The following is a 16,668-nucleotide window of genomic DNA, read 5'->3' as shown; positions in this document are numbered from 1 at the left end:
CTGGATACAAGCGGAGAAAAAAATTGATTGGACAGTCTGTGATCCTGCCTTTCAGGGGAAAAAACGCTATATCTACTGTTTTACATGGTAGATTATGGCCGTCATGATCTAGCGATTCATGTCGATTGAGGCTCAGAAAAACGGGTGTGAAACGGGAGTGAACATGTCTACAGGCCCGCTGGTTGCAGGCGAAGTGACGCATTTTGTCGGTATCGGTGGAATTGGTATGTCTGGTCTGGCTCTGGTGCTGCGCTCCCAGGGCCAGCAGGTAAGCGGCTCCGATCTGGGCCCCAACCAGCAGACGCAGCGGCTCGAAGCGTCGGGGATCTCTGTGTTTTACGGCCATCGCGCCGACAACCTCAAAGGGGTGACCCGGCTGGTCTTCTCCAGCGCCATTCAGCCGGACAACCCGGAGTTGCTGGCAGCGCGCACGGGGGGCATCACGATTGCCCACCGCGCCCAGGTGCTGGCGCAGTTGGCCGAGGGCTACCGGATGATCGGCGTCTCGGGTACCCACGGCAAGACGACCACCAGCAGCTTGATCGCGGTCATGCTCTACAACAACGGCCTCGACCCGACGGTGCTGGTAGGGGGCGAGGTAGACGAATTTGCAGGCAATGCCCGCCTGGGCAAAGGCCCGCATCTGGTGGCCGAGGTCGATGAGTCCGACGGCTCGCTGGTGCTCTTCTCGCCGGAGGTGGCGGTGATCACCAACATCGAGGGCGATCACCTCGATCACTACCGCAACCTCAACCAGATCGTCGAAGCTTTCCAGCAATTTGCCCGCCAGTCGCGCTTCGTGGTGGGCTGCCTCGATTGCCAGACCCTGCGCGACAACATCGACTTGAGCTGCAGCTACAGCCTCGAAGGCAGACCTGGGGCCGATTACACTGTCGATCAAGTCAGTTTTGGTCCCCAGGGCACCAGCGCCCTTATCCTCGAGCGCGGCGCGGTGCTGGGCGAGCTGCACCTGAAATTATTGGGCCGCCACAACCTGAGCAACGCCCTGGCGGCGGTGGCGGTGGGCCGGCACCTGGGGCTGAGCTTCGAGCAGATCGCCGCCAGTATCCGCGATTGCAAGGGGGCGCACCGGCGCTTTCAGCGCATCGGCGAGCGCAACGATATTCTCTTTGTCGATGATTACGCCCACCACCCGAGCGAGGTGCGGGCCACCCTGGCTGCCGCCCGCCTGCAGGGCCGCCGGGTGGTCGCCGTCTTTCAGCCCCACCGCTACAGCCGCTCGCACCTGCTGCTCGACGAATTTGGTCCGGCCTTCGGCGACGCCGATCTGGTCGTCCTCACCGAGATCTACGCGGCGGGTGAGACCAACGCCAACGGCATCAGCGGCACCCTCATCGCAAGCACGATTGGCCGCTACCACCCGGACGTCCACTTCGAGGCCACCCTCGAAGGGCTCAAGCGCTACCTCGAACAGACCCTGCGTCCCGGCGATCTGGCTCTGTTTTTAGGGGCGGGCAACCTCAACCGGATCATCCCTGAACTTCTCGAACAGCGGGCCGAACCGTCCGCCCTCGCCCTATGAAAGATCAGCTGCAGGCGTCTGCTCCCCTCGCCCTCCTGACGGCTTACCAGGTGGGCGGCCCGGCGCAGTGGTATCTGCAACCAACGCGCGAAAGAGTGCTCGACGAGACCCTCGCCTGGGCGCGCCGCGAAGGTCTGCCGGTGACGATCATCGGCGCGGGCACCAACCTGCTTATCAGCGACAGCGGCATCAGCGGGCTGGTCGTTCATCTGCGCAGCTGGCGGGGATTTAAGACGCCCGAAGACGGGGTGCTCGAAGCGAAGGCGGGCGAATCGATTGCCGCCCTCGCCTACCAGATGGCCCGCCGGGGCTGGTCGGGGCTCGAATGGGCCGTGGGCGTACCCGGCAGCGTCGGTGGGGCGGTGGTGATGAACGCCGGTGCCCACGGTGCCCAGCTCTCCGATAGCCTCGAAAGCATCGAGGTGCTCACCGAGAGCGGCGAGCGCCGCCGGGTATCGGCTGCTGAACTGGATCTGGGCTATCGCACGTCCAACTTGCAAGAGCGCGACTGGGTGGTGCTGAGCGCCCGGTTGCGCCTCGAACCGGGCTGTGGGCCTGAGAAGCTCCTTGCCCGCCTCGACGAATACAATGCTTTTCGCCACCGTACCCAGCCCTCGGGCTACCCCAACTGCGGCAGCGTCTTCCGCAATCCGCAGGGCGACAAAAAAGCGGGCTGGATGCTCGATCGTTCGGGGCTCAAGGGCCATCAGATCGGCGCGGCCCAGGTCGCCGAACAGCACGCCAACTTTATTCTCAACCGGGGCGGGGCGACCGCCCGCGACATCCTGACGCTCATGGCCCACATGCGCGAGCGCGTCCTCTCAGACTGGGGTATCGCCCTTGAACCGGAGGTCCGCTTTTTAGGCAGCGGCCTGCTCTGGTCCTTCGAGCACCATCGATTTGCTAGCATCTAGGCGTGGCGTTTTGCTCTCTGTTGTACGCTTTTGCCTTCTTGGAACTGCCTGCCCCGCTCCATCTGCCGCTGAGTTGGCGGGGGGTGCCCATCGAGTTCATTGAAGCTGGTGCCCTCGCCGCCGCCATCGATCCTGGGCTTCCCTGGCAGGCGCTTCAAGCCGACGACGAGCAGCTGTTGCAGGCGGCTCTGCTCCACGACCGGGTGATCTGCGATCTGTTCCGTCAGCAGCCGGTCCTGCCCCTGCAGTTCGGCACGGTCTTTGTTTCACCCGACGGGCTGGTGCAGCACCTGCTGCGCCACGGCGAGCGCTACCGCGAGCGCATCCGGGCGCTGACGGGCATGGGCGAATATACCCTCAAACTCGCTCCCCAGCTACTGCACCCCGAGAGCGACGACTTTGAGCAGACCGACTGGGAGCGCGAACAACTCCAATCTCAGCTCAAAGCCCGCTACGGGAGCCTGGTCGATGGCGCGGCGCGGCGCGGGGTCGAGCGAGTTCACCTGCTCATTCCGGTGTGCGAAGAAAATCTCCTGCGCCAGCGGGTGACCGACTGGCAGAGCGAGTACCACTGCTGGCAACTGGACGTTCAAGGCCCCCTGCCGCCTTACCACTTTGCCTGAATTGCCGTTTAACCAAAGAGCACCGCGCTCGCGGCGGCGACGCCACTGCCGGGGGTAAAGCCGTCATAACCCAGAGTATGCAGAGCCCCTTCGAGGGCAGCAATCGCTGTGAGCACGTCGCGCTCACTCACAAAGCCCAAATGGCCGAGCCGGACGATCTGGCCTTCCATCTCACCCTGACCACCGGCGATCACGATGTCGTAATTTTTTTTGAGGGTGGCGCGCAGCTTGTCGCAGGGGATGTCCGGAGGCGGGATAACGGCAGTAATCGCTGTACTGGCAAAGGTGTCGTCGGGTGCAAAAAGCCCGAGGCCCAGAGCCCGGATAGCGGCGCGGGTGCCGTCGCGCAATCGGGTGTGGCGGGCGAACAACCCCTCCAGCCCCTCGGCTTTGAGCATCTGCAGGGTGACCTGCAGGGCGTAGACGAGGTTGACCGGCGTGGTGAAGGGGGTGTTGTTCTTTTTGAGGGCCTTGCGATAGCCGCGCAGATCAAAGTAGTAGCGGGGGCTTCTGGAGCGCTCGACCGCCTGCCAGCCCCGCTCGCTTACCGCCAGAAAAGCCAGCCCCGGCGGGATCATGTACGCTTTTTGAGAACCGGAGCCGACAAAATCGAGCCCCCACTCATCAACTGGCACGTTGGCTGCCCCGAGGCTGGTGACCGCATCGACGATCGAGACTGCTTCACCGTGGGCACGAATGTATCCCGCGATCGTGCCGAGGTCGTTGAGCACGCCGGTCGAGGTCTCGCTGTGGGTGACGATGACGGCCTTGATCGCCTTGTCTGTGTCCGCTGCGAGGGCCGCTTGAAACGCATCGGTGGGCAGCGGCTGGCCATAGGGAGCGGAGATCACCTCCGGCTTGAGGCCAAAGGCGCGGGCCACCTCGACCCAGCGCTCGCCAAATTTGCCGTTGGCACCGACCAGCACCCGGTCGCCGGGAGAGCAGGCATTGACGATCGCTGCTTCAAGCGCGCCTGTGCCGCTAGAGGCAAGGATCAGCACATCGGATCGAGTCTGGTGCAGCCAGCGGAGATTGTCGCTCACCTCCGCCATGATCCGGGCAAATTCGCTGCTGCGGTGGCCGACCGGTGCCTTTGCCATCGCAAGCAGAGCCCGCTCCGGAATCGGCGTCGGCCCAGGAATCATCAAAAACAACTTGTCGTCCATGAATCGCTGCTCTCCCCTTGAACCCCGGTATTCTAGCAGGGCAAGCTTAGAAAGCCTCTGGAAATACTTTCCAGCCCATAGCCTATCTAGTGTTCTTTACCTTCGGCAGCCGCAATTTTCCTCCCTGTATAGTGACAGGAGGGCACGTATAAGATGAGGGGATTATGCCGAACGCTTACACACTCAAGCTGAAAGACATCGCCGACAACGATCCGGCGGTTATTCACGTCCTCGATCAAGGTTTCATCCGCCTGATCGACTTTATGCCCCACGACTACCCTTTTGGCCACATCGTTGAAGGAGCCACGCCCGGCGATCTGGCGATCGTCGCCGCTGCCCGCGTCTCCTACGGCACCGTCAGCAAGGGCGTCGAGCAGGACCACAGGCTGCTGCAGCGCCTGATCGCCGACGGTCACACCAGCCCCCTCGAGATGGTCGAGTTCAAGTTCTTGATCAAAGCGCCGGTGGTCATGTGGTGGCAGCACGTCCGCCACCGCCATCAAGAACTCAACTTCCAGTCGGGCCGTTACACGCCCTACGCAGAAGACGAGTACTATCTGCCCGAAAAGTTGCGGGCCCAGGACAAGCTCAACAAGCAAGCTTCGGTGCTCGCAGATTTTTTGAGCGACGCTGAGGAACGCGCCCTGCTCGAAGAACTGCAGGCCCATTACGAGGCGGGCTTTTCCTTATATAAGAAGATGCTCGACAAAGGCGTAGCCAAAGAAATGGCGCGGCTGGCCCTGCCGGGCTGGGCGCTCTACCACACCGCCTACGTCAAGATGAACGCCCATGCCCTGCTGAACTATCTCAGTAAGCGTACCGAAACAGCAGCCCAGTACGAGATCCGCGTCTACGCTCAGGCAATGGAGCGCATCTTTGCCGAGAAGCTGCCGTGGGTCTACGCCGCCTGGCAAAACAAGCGCGACGGCTCGCCTGCCTGATGCGAGGGACTTCTCTAAGACGTGCTTAAAATCTCTTAATATTTTACAAAACCCTCTTTTGCTTGCTGCGAGAGGGTTTTAGCTTTTTGGCTGCCCTGAGCGCTGCCGTCAGGTGCGGAAAGTGAACAAAGTTTTGCCGCCACTTTCTTAGAGAAATTTTCGATCCCCTTGATATTTCGTAAAGTAGCTGGTTTATTGGAGACGTAATCTTCGCTCTGAGGAGAGAGATGACTGCAACACTTGAGCGTCGTTCGACTCAGGGATTGTGGGAGCGCTTCGCCGACTGGGTCACCTCCACCAACAACCGCTTCTACGTCGGTTGGTTCGGCGTCTTGATGATCCCCACCCTGCTTTCGGCTACCATCTGCTACATCGTCGCCTTCATCGCCGCCCCGCCGGTGGACATGGACGGCATCCGCGAGCCGATTTCCGGCTCCTTGCTTTACGGCAACAACATCATCACCGGCGCTGTCATTCCCAGCTCCAACGCTATCGGTCTTCACTTTTATCCGATTTGGGAAGCAGCCAGCATGGATGAGTGGCTCTACAACGGCGGGCCTTACCAGCTTGTCGTCTTCCACTTTTTGATTGGGGTGTTTTGCTACCTGGGTCGGGAGTGGGAGTTATCGTATCGTCTGGGCTTGCGTCCCTGGATCTGCATTGCCTACAGTGCGCCTGTGGCGGCAGCGACGGCGGTGTTTTTGATTTACCCGATTGGTCAGGGCAGTTTCAGCGATGGGATGCCGTTGGGTATCTCCGGCACGTTCAACTTCATGTTTGTCTTTCAGGCGGAGCACAACATTCTCAACCACCCCTTCCACATGCTGGGAGTGGCGGGAGTGTTCGGTGGTTCGCTTTTCAGTGCGATGCACGGTTCGTTGGTGACCAGCAGCCTGATTCGTGAGACTTCTTACGAGGAGTCGCAGAACTACGGTTACAAGTTTGGTCAGGAAGAGGAGACGTACAACATCATTGCGGCCCACGGCTACTTTGGTCGTCTGATTTTCCAGTACGCGAGCTTCAACAACAGCCGTTCGTTGCACTTTTTCCTGGCGGCGTGGCCGGTTGTAGGGATCTGGTTCACGGCGCTGGGCATCAGCGTGATGGCGTTCAACCTGAACGGGTTCAACTTCAATTCGAGCATCGTGGATTCGCAGGGCCGTGCGATTTACACGTGGGCGGACGTGGTGAACCGGGCGAACCTGGGAATGGAAGTGATGCACGAGCGCAATGCACACAATTTCCCGCTGGACCTGGCGTCGAGCGAGAGTGTGCCTGTGGCGGTGAGCACCGCTGACCTCAACGGCTAATTCCAGCCGAATTGCCTGAAGAGAAGGGGGCTTCGGTCTCCTTCTCTTCCCCCTCAAAAAGCCGGTAGCCAGGCATGGCAAGACCGCGATAGGACGATTCTTAACCGGAGACAAGATCGATGACCATTGCTGTAGGAAGAAGTGAGCAGAGTCAGGGCTGGTTTGACGCCCTCGACGACTGGCTCAAGAAGGACCGCTTTGTATTTATCGGTTGGTCCGGGCTGCTTTTCTTCCCCACCGCATATTTCGCCGTGGGTGGCTGGCTGACCGGAACCACTTTCGTTTCCTCCTGGTATACCCATGGTCTGGCCAGCTCTTACCTGGAGGGTGCTAACTTTCTGACCTCCGCCGTCAGCTCGCCTGCCGACGCGATGGGTCACTCGCTACTTTTGCTGTGGGGTCCTGAGGCTCAAGGGGACTTCACGCGCTGGTGCCAGATTGGCGGCCTGTGGGCGTTCATTGCCTTCCATGGTGCGCTGGCGCTCATGGGCTTTATGCTCCGCCAGTTCGAGATTGCCCGTTTGATTGGCATTCGCCCTTATAACGCCATTGCCTTCTCAGCTCCCATCGCCGTATTCGTCTCGGTGTTCTTGATGTATCCGTTGGGCCAGCACTCCTGGTTCTTCGGTCCGAGCTTTGGTGTCAATGGCATCTTCCGCTTTCTGCTCTTTGTACAGGGCTTCCACAACTGGACGCTCAACCCCTTCCACATGATGGGTGTGGCAGGTGTGCTGGGCGGTGCATTGTTGTGCGCCATTCACGGTGCCACGGTCGAGAATACCCTCTTTGAAGACGGCGAAGCGCCGAACACCTTCAAGGCTTTCGACCCGGCTCAAGAAGAAGAAACCTACTCGATGGTGCTCGCCAACCGCTTCTGGAGCCAGATCTTCGGCATTGCCTTCTCCAACAAGCGCTGGCTGCACTTCTTTATGCTGTTCGTGCCGGTGACGGGCCTGTGGATGGCCTCGATCGGCTTCGTCGGTCTGGCCTTGAACCTGCGCGCCTACGAGTTCATCTCTCAGGAGAGCCGCGCTGCTCAAGATCCGGAGTTTGAAACTCTCTACACTGCGAACATTCTGATCAACGAAGGCATCCGCGCCTGGATGGGTCCCTACGACCAGAACTACGACGAAACCCTGAAGTTCCCTGAAGAGGTGCTGCCCCGTGGAAACGCGCTTTGATCAGTCGTTTGACGCGACGAACATTCGCGTCAAGCAGGAGGATTTCGCCTGGTGGGCGGGCAATGCCCGACTCATCAACCTGTCCGGCAAGCTCCTCGGAGCGCACGTTGCTCACGCGGGCCTGATCGTCTTCTGGACCGGAGCGATGACCCTGTTCGAGCTGTCGCACTTCGAGCCGGCCAAGCCGATGTACGAGCAGGGTCTTATCCTGCTTCCTCACCTGGCAGCCCTGGGCTGGGGTCTGGGTACGGGGGCGAACGGTTATCAGGTCGTCGATACCTGGCCGTACTTTGTCGTCGGTGTACTGCACTTGATCTCTTCCGCTGTTCTCGGCTTCGGTGGCATCTACCACTCGATCTGGGGACCGGACATCCTGTCGGGCTTCTTTGGCTATGACTGGAAGGACAAGAACAAGATGACCACCATCCTGGGGATCCACCTGATTCTTCTAGGAATCGGTGCCTTCTTGCTGGTAGCCAAGGCTTGCTGGTTCGGCGGCCTCTACGACCCCTGGTACTACGAGAACGCCAACCAGTGGGCAGGGCAGGTTCGCGTGGTGACCAACCCGACCCTCGATCCGTCGATCATCTTTGGCTACGTGCTGAAGAGCCCCTTCGGTGGTGGCGGCTGGATCATCTCAGTAGACAACCTCGAAGATGTCGTTGGCGGCCACATCTGGATCGGTATCATCTGCATCTCGGGTGGCATCTGGCACATCGTCACCAAGCCCTGGGGCTGGGCACAGCGCTCGCTCATCTGGTCGGGTGAGGCGTACCTGTCCTACTCCCTCGGTGCCCTTTCGCTAATGGGCTTCATCGCCGCCTCCTACGTCTGGTTCAACAACACCGTCTATCCCTCCGAGTTCTACGGTCCCACGGAGATGGAAGCGTCTCACGCGCAGAACTTTGTCTTCATGGCCCGCGACATCAAGCTGGGTACCGACATCGGTGCTGCCCAGGGTCCTACTGGCCTTGGCAAGTACCTGATGCGCTCTCCCTCGGGACAGGTCATCTACGGTGGTGAGACCATGCGCTTCTGGTCAATCAAGACGCCTCTTGACGAGATGCTCAAAGACGGCGTCGAAATTCGCGATCACAAGCTGGTCTATCCCCAGGGCGGTACCACCGGCTACTCCGTCGAGAAGCTGATGACCGGCATCCAGCCCTGGCAGGTCCGGCGCGCAACCGAGTACATGACCCATGCGGCCATCGGTTCGCTCAACTCGGTGGGTGGTGTGGCAACCGAGATCAACACGATCAACTACACCTCGCCCCGCATCTGGCTGGCCGGTAGCCACTTCATCCTGGCGTTCTTCCTGCTGGTGGGCCACCTCTGGCATGCTGGCCGCGCTCGGGCCGCAAACGCCGGCTTCGAGAAAGGCATCTCCCGCAGCCTCGAAGGCGTCTAGGTTCGAGTACATCACTCTCACAAGCGAAAAGACCCTGTCTGTTGGCAGGGTCTTTTTGTGTCCTCTCTACATATCAAAGCCAGCGTTGCGAGCCAACCTGTAGGACAGCCAGTTGAATTGCTTGGCTGTTCTCAATGTATGACAGTTTGCACAACGAACTTCACACTTGACGATCTCTTCAGCGATCTTTTCCCAGCTCCATGCTTGGCCCACCATTCTAGATAGGTCCGCTACTTTGTGACCCTGGTGATCGAACTGGAGTAGAACCGGGTTGGCCTCGCCACAATCAACGCACGGATGATCAAGTAGATAATGAAAAACCCGCTGAGCTGCCTCCTGACGCCAGCGACGGTTTCGATCATAGATTCGCTGGCGCGTCTTTTTGTTTAAATAGTAATGATAATTGTTTGATGCCTTGCTGCACAGACGACAGTATGACTGATAGCCATCTGGCTTGGTTTTGTTCTTGTTGAACTCACCAAGGGGTTTGCTCAGATTGCACTTTGAACAGATTTTTTCATGCATGTTTCAGTAAACAGGGGAGAATCAGCAGCAATTTCCTCGCCTGCTGCTCTAGCTCTACTACAGCAACATCAGGAAAGTACTGCCCTACTCTCTACAGTACCCGTTTATTTCACTAAATTGATACTCGTGGGAAAAATGGGTCGGGTGGGGATCGAACCCACGCAACACCGGTTAAAAGCCGGATGCTCTACCGCTGAGCTACCGACCCACGGAGGTTTTCACGCTTTCCCAGTATAACAGGCGCATTCGCAGGCTCAGGAGTGCTGGGCTAATCTGGAAACAGATGTGGTTCGAGAGTTCGCTGTGGGCTTGATCCTCTTCATTGCACTGGTTATTTATGCTGCGGGAGCCTGGATGTTTACGCGTGGTGCCCGACGCTTCTACTCCGACGATCAAGTTTGGACGCTGGCAGCCTTGTGGCCGGTGTTGCTACTGACCTCGTCGCAGTTTCGGCGCAACTTCAATCGGGCGCTCAAGCCATAACGAGAGTGGTTTGCAGCCTGTTGTTGCAGTGGCGCGGGCCGAAATGAGTTAGCAGCAAGCATTCTTGTCTAAGGAGCGTGCGTTGCTCGCAAAGATTGCTAGGCCAATTGGTCAAGCGGGAGTGCGCTCGAACTGGCGATTGTAGAGTGAAGCGTAGACCTTGCCACCGGCAAGCAAGCTGAGGTGGTTTCCCTCTTCGATGATCTGACCGCGATCGAGTACCAGAATGCGGTCAGCGTCGCGGATGGTGGAGAGGCGGTGGGCAACAATGATGACGGTTCGTCCCTTCATCTTCATCAGCCGGTCAAGGGCCGCCTGCACGAGAGCCTCCGATTCGTTGTCGAGGGCGGAGGTGGCTTCGTCGAGAATCAAGATCTTTGGATCGAGCAGGACTGCACGAGCAATGGCGATGCGCTGGCGTTGACCACCGGAGAGGCCACGGCCTCCCTCGCTCATCTGGGTGCGGTAGCCGTTTGGCAGGTCCATGATGAACTCATGGGCGTTGGCGATTTTGGCCGCCTCGATCACTTCGTCTGGCAGTTCTTCAGGACCGAGGTTGCAGCCGTAGGCGATGTTCTGAGCGACGGTGCCAGAAAAAAGCAATGTTTCTTGGGGAACGATGCCGATTTGTCGGCGCAAGCTGGCAAAGGTGACATTGCGGACATCGATGCCATCGATGCTTACAGTGCCGCTCAAGGGGTCGTAGAAGCGTGGCAGCAGGTTGACGAGCGAAGATTTACCAGAGCCAGAAGGACCGACCAGGGCAACGACTTCGCCTGGCTCGATCTGCAGATTGACTCCGTTTAAGACCTGGCGGCCATCGGTGTAGGCAAAGTTGATGTTCTGCAATTCGATGCGTCCCTGTACCGGAGCGAGCACGCGCGCCTTGGGGGATTCGAGCACGGTTGGCATGAGTTCAAAGAGTTCAAAGACGCGGTCAGCGGAGCCATCCGCCTGACGCAATTCGTTGAGGTTTTCTGTAATCATCCGCACAGGATCAAGCAACAGACCGATGCCGGCGGCAAAGGAGGCAAACTGCTCAGCGCTCAAGTTGTGCAGACTAATCTGCCATGTGCCGACCCAAAAGACCAGGAGCACACTCAAAGCCTGTAACAGGCCAATAATTGGGTACTGAACGGCCTTGATCTGCTCGGTGCGAAAGCGGGCGAGACGGTTTTCGTCGGACAGTTTGACAAAGCGCTCCTTTTCATAATCTTCCGCTGCGAAGGCGCGGATGATTCGGATGGCACTGAAGATCTCAAAGAGCATCGAGGAGAGATCGGCAATCTGGTCCTGACTGGTGCGTGAAAGGTCAGAAAGGCGCGTACCAAACCAGCCAAAAAGCCAGCCGATTCCCGGCGCGATGATCATTGTCACGAGCGTGAGTTGCCAGTTGAGGAAGATCAGGTAGCTCACGACCGCTACGATCGTGAGCACGCAGGGAACGAACTGGTAAAAAAAGCGCCGGACGATCTCTCCTAATCGATCGATGTCGCCCGTCAGCCGCATTGTCAGATCGCCTGTCCGCTGGGAGGCAAAGCAGGCGAGATCCAGTTTTTGCAGATGAGCGTAGACTTGAGCACGCAAGTCGGTGATGGTATCCAGGGCCGCTTTGGCCATCAGCGTGTCCTGGCCGAACTGGAAAAGACCGCGCACGATGAATACGCCCAATGTCTCCCAGGCAAGTTCTGTGATCGATCGCAGGTCGCCATCGCCAAAAAACTTTGTCAATCGCCCTACCATGTAGGCGAGCAGCGGCGTCGTTGCTACGAAACCGGCTGTACAGCCGAGGGCTGCCAGGATGATGAGGCGGTGTGGTGCCAGAAAAGGAAGCAGACGGTGATAGCTTTTCAAAAACCAGGCCATAGGGCGATCAGTCACTATTTCAAATTGTGACACGATTGCGGCACAGCAAGACTACAGCAGCAGCAGGGGTGCTGGATCCTGGACCTGCCAGGTGGCAGTTGCCAATTTGCGCCAGTATTCAAAATGGAGCTGGGCAACGGTGGTTCGACCACTGGTGCCGACGCGGCCAATTGGTGTACCCCGCTGTACCCACTGCCCAGGCTGGACGAGCACCTGTTGCAAATGTCCGTAACGGCTACGACCAGTTGTTCCATGACCAAGCACAACCGCATTGCCCAAACTTCCCAGAGGGCCGGCCATCAAAACCAGACCAGAATCCGCTGCCAGCACGGGTGTGCCTTCAGGTGCCAGCAGGTCGATGCCCCGATGAAAGTTTGCCCGATCGCTCAGTAGCGAGCTGTGAGCACCAAAAGGAATCATTGCCGCTGCAGCCGTGGCCAGGGGAAATTGCAGTTCGCCCAAAGTCTGGGCAGAAGGTTTGTTTGCCTCGAAGGCCGTTGTCTCGATCGGTACGAGCGAGTCGAGCAAAGCAGCAGAGCTAATGTCCGGTGCGGGCGGCTGAAAGCCAACTACCGATGGTTTCAGCTGCGGCAGGCGGGGCGGTCGGCGCAACCGACTGCGGCGCTCCGGCACGAGCAGTTGTCGTGGTCCCCTGGAGGTGAGCGCGACTTCGGGTGCAACCAGGGCACTGACCGGATCGATAAGGCTTGTCATGGCGGCTACATCCTCCTGGGAAGCCAGAAGGGGCGTCTGGAAGCCTGCGAGAACCAAAGCCGCGCTTAGCAGGACGCAAAAAGACTGCTGCTGCATAGGAGGCGGTTTGAGAAGCAACAATGAGCAAAAGTCTATCGCAAAGAGCAATCTGTGCCAACTGCGCTAGCGCTCGGACTCCGGGCAATCTTCAGCAATCAGCATCGCACTGTCGTGGCGCTTGGAGAGCGTTGAGAGTTTGCGGGTTACAGAGCCAATATTGTCGATGCGAATGATTTCTTCCCAGGAGGCAATTTCGTCTTCGTCGTCGGTCGTGTAACGCACTGTCACTACATCGCCTTCGATATCAAGAATGCGTACCTGCTCAAGCCAGCGTCCCTGATCGCGCAAAAACAAGCAGATTTCAAGTTTGTCCTGGCAAATTTGATAAAGTTTTCGGTGTAGCATTCTCTGGCATAGCAGGCCACTGGCCTGGCGACAGGAGCATCGCGGGGCAAGACCCGGATTTATCCCAGTATACTGGTTAAACGAAACCACGGCGGTTGGCTGATTGGTAAAGCGGCGAACTCATAATTCGTGACATACTGGTTCGAGTCCAGTACCGCCGAGATAAGCTTCTGTTAATGGAACAGCTGAGCAGTGCCTTCTGGCTGCCCTGGGCGATGCAGTTGGGTGCCGGTGTCCTGAGTGGTCTCGCCGTAGGCTTTACCCTTCGCAAGATAGCACTGTTTGTGCTTTTTATCGTTGGTTTTGGTCTATTGTTCGTGTTTGGCCTCACGCAGCTGCGCATTGCAACCGTGAACTGGTCGGCCCTCGATGGTCTGTTGCAACAGGCAGCCCATTCGCTGCAGGAACCAACCAGTCGGCTCGTACACCAGATTAGCCTCACTGGTGCTGGTTTTGCCGGTGGTGTGCTGCTCGGTTGGCGGTTGCGCTAATTCGTACAATCGAAGAATCAAGTAGGCAGTGAGCAGGGCATGAAACTCACCCGCGTTGACCTCAATAGCTGGATAATCGAGATTGCAGAAAAACGGTTGCTCGTCGATCCCTGGCTGGTCGATCCCCTGGTCTTTGGCAACGCCTGGTTCATCGAACTGCGCCACGCTACCCCCCTCGCCTATACACCTGAGACGCTGCCGCCAATCGATCTACTACTGATTTCTCAGGGGCAACCTGATCACTGCCATCGCCCTACCCTCGAACGGCTCGATCGCCAGATACCCGCAGTCGTTTCTGCGGCGGCTGCCCCAGTTCTCAGGGAGCTGGGCTTTCTTTCGGTGCAGGTACTGGATAATTTTGCCGAATTCAGGCTGGGGGAGTTGGTGGTGACGGCGGTACCGGGAGCAGAGGTGCAATTTCAACGGGAGAACGGCTATCTGCTGGAAGATAGCGACAGTGGGGAGAAAATATACTACGAACCCCACCAGGCGAGGGTGCTCACCCTCAAACAGCTGGCGGAGCGCGGAGCGATCGATGTGCTGTTGATGCCGGTGGTTGGTCTGCGTCTGCCCCTCCTGGGGGAGGTGGTCAATGGACCTGAGAGCGCCCTTGCGATGGCAAAGGTTCTGCAGCCAGCTGCGATCGTGCCGACGACGCTGGGCGAGGTGCGCTCCAGCGGCCTTTTAGGTGCGCTTTTCCAACCGATCGGTACCGTCGCTGAATTTGAGGCGGGATTGCGAGCCAGTGGTCTTACCAGCCGCCTGCTCTGCCCAAAGCCCGGCGAGACGATTGAGCTGACCTTTACCCACCGGCAATAAATGCTTCAGTCGAGGACGCAGGCCCATTCGCTGAGGGCAGCGTTTACCAGTTCTGGCCGCTCGTCGTGGGGGCAGTGACCGGCAGGAATGAGCTGCAGCTGGGCAGTCGGATAAAACTGGCGGAAGCGTTCGGCGCGCCCAACTGTCATCCACGGGTCGGCCTCGCCCCAGAGCAGCAGCAACGGCTTCTGCAGTTGGGTCAGTAGCGTATCCACGTAGCGGCCCTGGGGCGTCTGAAAGACCGAAGCAAAGACTTCTGCCGCGCCAGGGTCGCAGGAGGGGCGATAAATGTCATCGATCAGCTGCTCGGTGACAGCGCTCGAATCGCGGTAGACCTGCAACAATACCCGACGGATGGTCGAGCGCTGGCGAAAATACTGAAACAATAGCCAGCTGGCCCAGCTCTGAGAAAAGATGCCCTTGATCAGATCGGCGCTGAACTTTTGAAGGAGGTTGGGCTGGGCAGCGTCAGAAAAGGGTCCAGCCCCGTTGATCAAGACCAGTCCCCTTACCCACTCGGGGCAATCGACAGCAAGAACCAGCGCTGCGTACCCGCCCAGGGAATTGCCCGCCACCACGACCGGACGACCAATCACCTCGCAGATAAAGTCGCACAGCTGATCGCGCCACAGCTCGCCGCTGTAGGTGATATTCGGTTTTTGGGAGCGGCCAAAACCGAGCAGGTCAATCGCCCAGACAGGATGACGATGACTCAGCGGGCCGATGTTCTTGCGCCAGTGGTCCGTCGAGGCTCCAAATCCATGTACCAGCAAAATCGGCGGGCCGACAGCCTCGCTACCGGCCTGCACAGAGTAAACCCGGTAGCCGCGCCAGGTTCGGTAATGTCCAGCAAGGCTCGAAATTGTTTCCATTGCTTAACATTTTATCCGGTTCCTGGCCCAGCAGCACCCGGCCCGGTATTATTGGGGCGCTCCGAGGCCCGGATCGCAGCGGAACTGAGCGGCGGGCTGACTGGGGTCGCTGGTCGGGGCGGAAAAGTAGATGTAGAGTCCCTTGTTGGTGACAAAGTACTCCGGATCTTTGCGGACCTTTTTGGTCGAATCGCTGCACTGCTTGTAGAAGCGCGTGTTCGCGTCGATGCCGGCGATCCAGACGTCGGAAGGGTCGGTACGGTTGGTTGTGTCTGGATTGTCCTTGGTCACCATGAAGACGTAGGACTTGCCGTTATAGACAAAAGGCTCCGGCGATTCGATGTAGTGGTACGACTGGGGCTGGATGGTGTAGATCCGCTGCCACTGACCGCCAATCTGGCGGTAGATGCCGACGTTGGCGTTGTTGATGAGCGTCATGAACAGCAGCTCGTTGTTGTATTCGGGAGCCTGCCAGAAAAAGACACTCGTCTTTGAGCCGGAGTCGGCTGTGAGCTGCTTGAACTGTTTGCTGTTGATGTCGTACAAAAATGCCTGGCGCTGGCCGTTGACTTTGCTGTTGACCCCGATCGCCTGCATTCCTGGTACCCAGCGCAGGCCCTGGGTGCCGTCGCCGGGCATCTGCTCGTCGGCAGAAGAGTCGGTAAAACGCCAGTACTCCTTGATGGCTGAGCCATTGAGGATCTGTTTGGTGTAGGCGAGGCGCGGATTGGCATCGTCTACATCGAGGCTACCGATCGGGGCGGCTTCGTTGTCGGAGTTGGCCAGGGTGCTTGCGATCCACTGGCTGCCGTCGAGGTAAGCGAGCCCGAGCTGGCGCACACCGTTGGGACCCTTGACGGTGTAGGCCACTTCTGGACCGTGCTCGGCGGAGAAGACCCACTCCGGGCCGTTGCCCACCGGAATCGGCGCATAGGCACCGCTGGTCACTTTGGTGACTTTGCCCGAGGACGGAACGAAGTTGCCAGTATTGAGATCGACGGTGCCGATCCAGACTTGGCCCCCGTTGGTCGCCCAGACAAAGCGGTTATCGCCGGGCAGGTGGGTAAATTCCATATCCCACAATCCGGGATCCGATACTTGAACATCGCTCTGGGTTGTCTGGCCGGCGGCTGGCCGGGTGAGATGAAAGACGGCTGGGGGAACAAGGGCAGCGAGCGCCAGGGGCAGTACGTAGCGCCCCCAGGAGCTGCTTGCAGCAAAGCCGCCGAACCACTTTTTGGGAAGCATGGATTGTTGACTCTCTTGTGAAGCGAGATGTTGTATCAAGCTTTACATTCACTTGCAAAGCGATCTCACTATAGCGCGCTCCCCCCGGAGGCCAGCGGCCTCCGACTGGCCCAAAGGTCA

The 16,668-nt window shown here is 58.7% G+C and carries 16 protein-coding genes and 2 tRNA genes; 11 read left to right on the top strand and 7 right to left on the bottom strand.

Annotation, left to right across the window (positions count from 1 at the left end):
* The first annotated feature begins 163 nt into the window (after positions 1 to 163).
* The 3 genes from murC to GKIL_RS22700 are packed head-to-tail and all read left to right on the top strand — an operon-like array spanning position 164 to position 3,080.
* The gene (gene murC, locus GKIL_RS12180; protein WP_023173923.1) at positions 164 to 1,543 is read left to right on the top strand and encodes a UDP-N-acetylmuramate--L-alanine ligase; all 1,380 of its coding nucleotides are present in this window, start codon (positions 164 to 166) and stop codon (positions 1,541 to 1,543) included.
* Positions 1,540 to 2,457, top strand: coding sequence for a UDP-N-acetylmuramate dehydrogenase (gene murB, locus GKIL_RS12175; protein WP_023173922.1), 918 nt, complete (start codon positions 1,540 to 1,542; stop codon positions 2,455 to 2,457). Before murC ends, murB begins: the two co-directional genes overlap by 4 nt.
* 38 nt (positions 2,458 to 2,495) lie before the next feature.
* Positions 2,496 to 3,080 (top strand): GvpL/GvpF family gas vesicle protein, encoded by a 585-nt coding sequence (locus GKIL_RS22700; protein ID WP_187293809.1) that lies wholly within the window; start codon positions 2,496 to 2,498, stop codon positions 3,078 to 3,080.
* An 8-nt stretch (positions 3,081 to 3,088) separates the two neighbouring features.
* Here GKIL_RS22700 and GKIL_RS12165 read toward each other — a convergent pair whose 3' ends face one another.
* On the bottom strand, positions 3,089 to 4,246 hold the full coding sequence (locus GKIL_RS12165) for a pyridoxal-phosphate-dependent aminotransferase family protein (RefSeq protein WP_023173919.1): 1,158 nt from the start codon (positions 4,244 to 4,246) through the stop codon (positions 3,089 to 3,091).
* 164 nt (positions 4,247 to 4,410) lie between these two features.
* Here GKIL_RS12165 and thyX point away from each other — a divergent pair, with 164 nt between their 5' ends.
* The 4 genes from thyX to psbC all read left to right on the top strand — a co-directional run bounded on the left by thyX (position 4,411) and on the right by psbC (position 9,086).
* A complete protein-coding gene (gene thyX / locus GKIL_RS12160; RefSeq protein ID WP_023173917.1) occupies positions 4,411 to 5,187 on the top strand; it encodes an FAD-dependent thymidylate synthase in 777 nt (258 codons plus the stop codon).
* A gap of 227 nt (positions 5,188 to 5,414) precedes the next feature.
* Entirely contained in the window at positions 5,415 to 6,497 is a 1,083-nt protein-coding gene (gene psbA, locus GKIL_RS12155) for a photosystem II q(b) protein (RefSeq protein ID WP_023172020.1), read from the top strand.
* A gap of 119 nt (positions 6,498 to 6,616) precedes the next feature.
* Positions 6,617 to 7,678 (top strand): photosystem II D2 protein (photosystem q(a) protein), encoded by a 1,062-nt coding sequence (gene psbD / locus GKIL_RS12150; protein ID WP_023173916.1) that lies wholly within the window; start codon positions 6,617 to 6,619, stop codon positions 7,676 to 7,678.
* Entirely contained in the window at positions 7,662 to 9,086 is a 1,425-nt protein-coding gene (gene psbC, locus GKIL_RS12145; protein WP_023173914.1) for a photosystem II reaction center protein CP43, read from the top strand. The genes psbD and psbC overlap by 17 nt, the downstream gene beginning before the upstream one ends.
* Before the next feature lie 661 nt (positions 9,087 to 9,747).
* Here the strand turns inward: psbC and GKIL_RS12135 are convergent.
* Positions 9,748 to 9,819, bottom strand: a tRNA-Lys gene (locus tag GKIL_RS12135).
* Between the two features lie 146 nt (positions 9,820 to 9,965).
* Here GKIL_RS12135 and GKIL_RS25745 point away from each other — a divergent pair.
* Positions 9,966 to 10,094, top strand: coding sequence for a hypothetical protein (locus tag GKIL_RS25745; protein ID WP_275450537.1), 129 nt, complete (start codon positions 9,966 to 9,968; stop codon positions 10,092 to 10,094).
* 111 nt (positions 10,095 to 10,205) lie between these two features.
* Here GKIL_RS25745 and GKIL_RS12125 read toward each other — a convergent pair whose 3' ends face one another.
* The 3 genes from GKIL_RS12125 to GKIL_RS12115 all read right to left on the bottom strand — a co-directional run bounded on the left by GKIL_RS12125 (position 10,206) and on the right by GKIL_RS12115 (position 13,067).
* Complete coding sequence (locus GKIL_RS12125; RefSeq protein ID WP_023173912.1) at positions 10,206 to 11,960, bottom strand: ABC transporter ATP-binding protein; 1,755 nt, start codon at positions 11,958 to 11,960, stop codon at positions 10,206 to 10,208.
* 51 nt (positions 11,961 to 12,011) lie between these two features.
* Complete coding sequence (locus tag GKIL_RS22695; RefSeq protein WP_187293808.1) at positions 12,012 to 12,674, bottom strand: M23 family metallopeptidase; 663 nt, start codon at positions 12,672 to 12,674, stop codon at positions 12,012 to 12,014.
* 162 nt (positions 12,675 to 12,836) lie between these two features.
* Positions 12,837 to 13,067 carry a DUF6679 family protein gene (locus GKIL_RS12115; RefSeq protein ID WP_245595843.1) on the bottom strand — a complete coding sequence of 77 codons (231 nt, stop codon included), beginning with the start codon at positions 13,065 to 13,067 and terminating at the stop codon, positions 12,837 to 12,839.
* Positions 13,068 to 13,207: 140 nt separating this feature from the next.
* Here GKIL_RS12115 and GKIL_RS12110 point away from each other — a divergent pair.
* The 3 genes from GKIL_RS12110 (at position 13,208) to GKIL_RS12100 (ending at position 14,428) form a co-directional block, all read left to right on the top strand.
* Positions 13,208 to 13,279: transfer RNA gene (locus tag GKIL_RS12110), tRNA-Ile, on the top strand.
* A gap of 15 nt (positions 13,280 to 13,294) precedes the next feature.
* Positions 13,295 to 13,609 carry an FUN14 domain-containing protein gene (locus tag GKIL_RS12105; protein WP_023173909.1) on the top strand — a complete coding sequence of 105 codons (315 nt, stop codon included), beginning with the start codon at positions 13,295 to 13,297 and terminating at the stop codon, positions 13,607 to 13,609.
* Between the two features lie 39 nt (positions 13,610 to 13,648).
* A complete protein-coding gene (locus GKIL_RS12100) occupies positions 13,649 to 14,428 on the top strand; it encodes an MBL fold metallo-hydrolase (protein WP_023173908.1) in 780 nt (259 codons plus the stop codon).
* Between the two features lie 5 nt (positions 14,429 to 14,433).
* Here the strand turns inward: GKIL_RS12100 and GKIL_RS12095 are convergent, their stop codons facing one another.
* Positions 14,434 to 15,300 (bottom strand): alpha/beta fold hydrolase, encoded by an 867-nt coding sequence (locus tag GKIL_RS12095; RefSeq protein ID WP_023173907.1) that lies wholly within the window; start codon positions 15,298 to 15,300, stop codon positions 14,434 to 14,436.
* A gap of 48 nt (positions 15,301 to 15,348) precedes the next feature.
* The gene (locus GKIL_RS12090; protein WP_023173906.1) at positions 15,349 to 16,548 is read right to left on the bottom strand and encodes a hypothetical protein; all 1,200 of its coding nucleotides are present in this window, start codon (positions 16,546 to 16,548) and stop codon (positions 15,349 to 15,351) included.
* Between the last annotated feature and the right edge of the window lie 120 nt (positions 16,549 to 16,668).

The organism is Gloeobacter kilaueensis JS1 (assembly GCF_000484535.1).
In the GTDB taxonomy this organism is placed as follows: domain Bacteria; phylum Cyanobacteriota; class Cyanobacteriia; order Gloeobacterales; family Gloeobacteraceae; genus Gloeobacter; species Gloeobacter kilaueensis.
The sequence above is the reverse complement of the archived record's forward strand: the minus strand, read 5'-3'. Positions and strand labels throughout refer to the sequence as shown.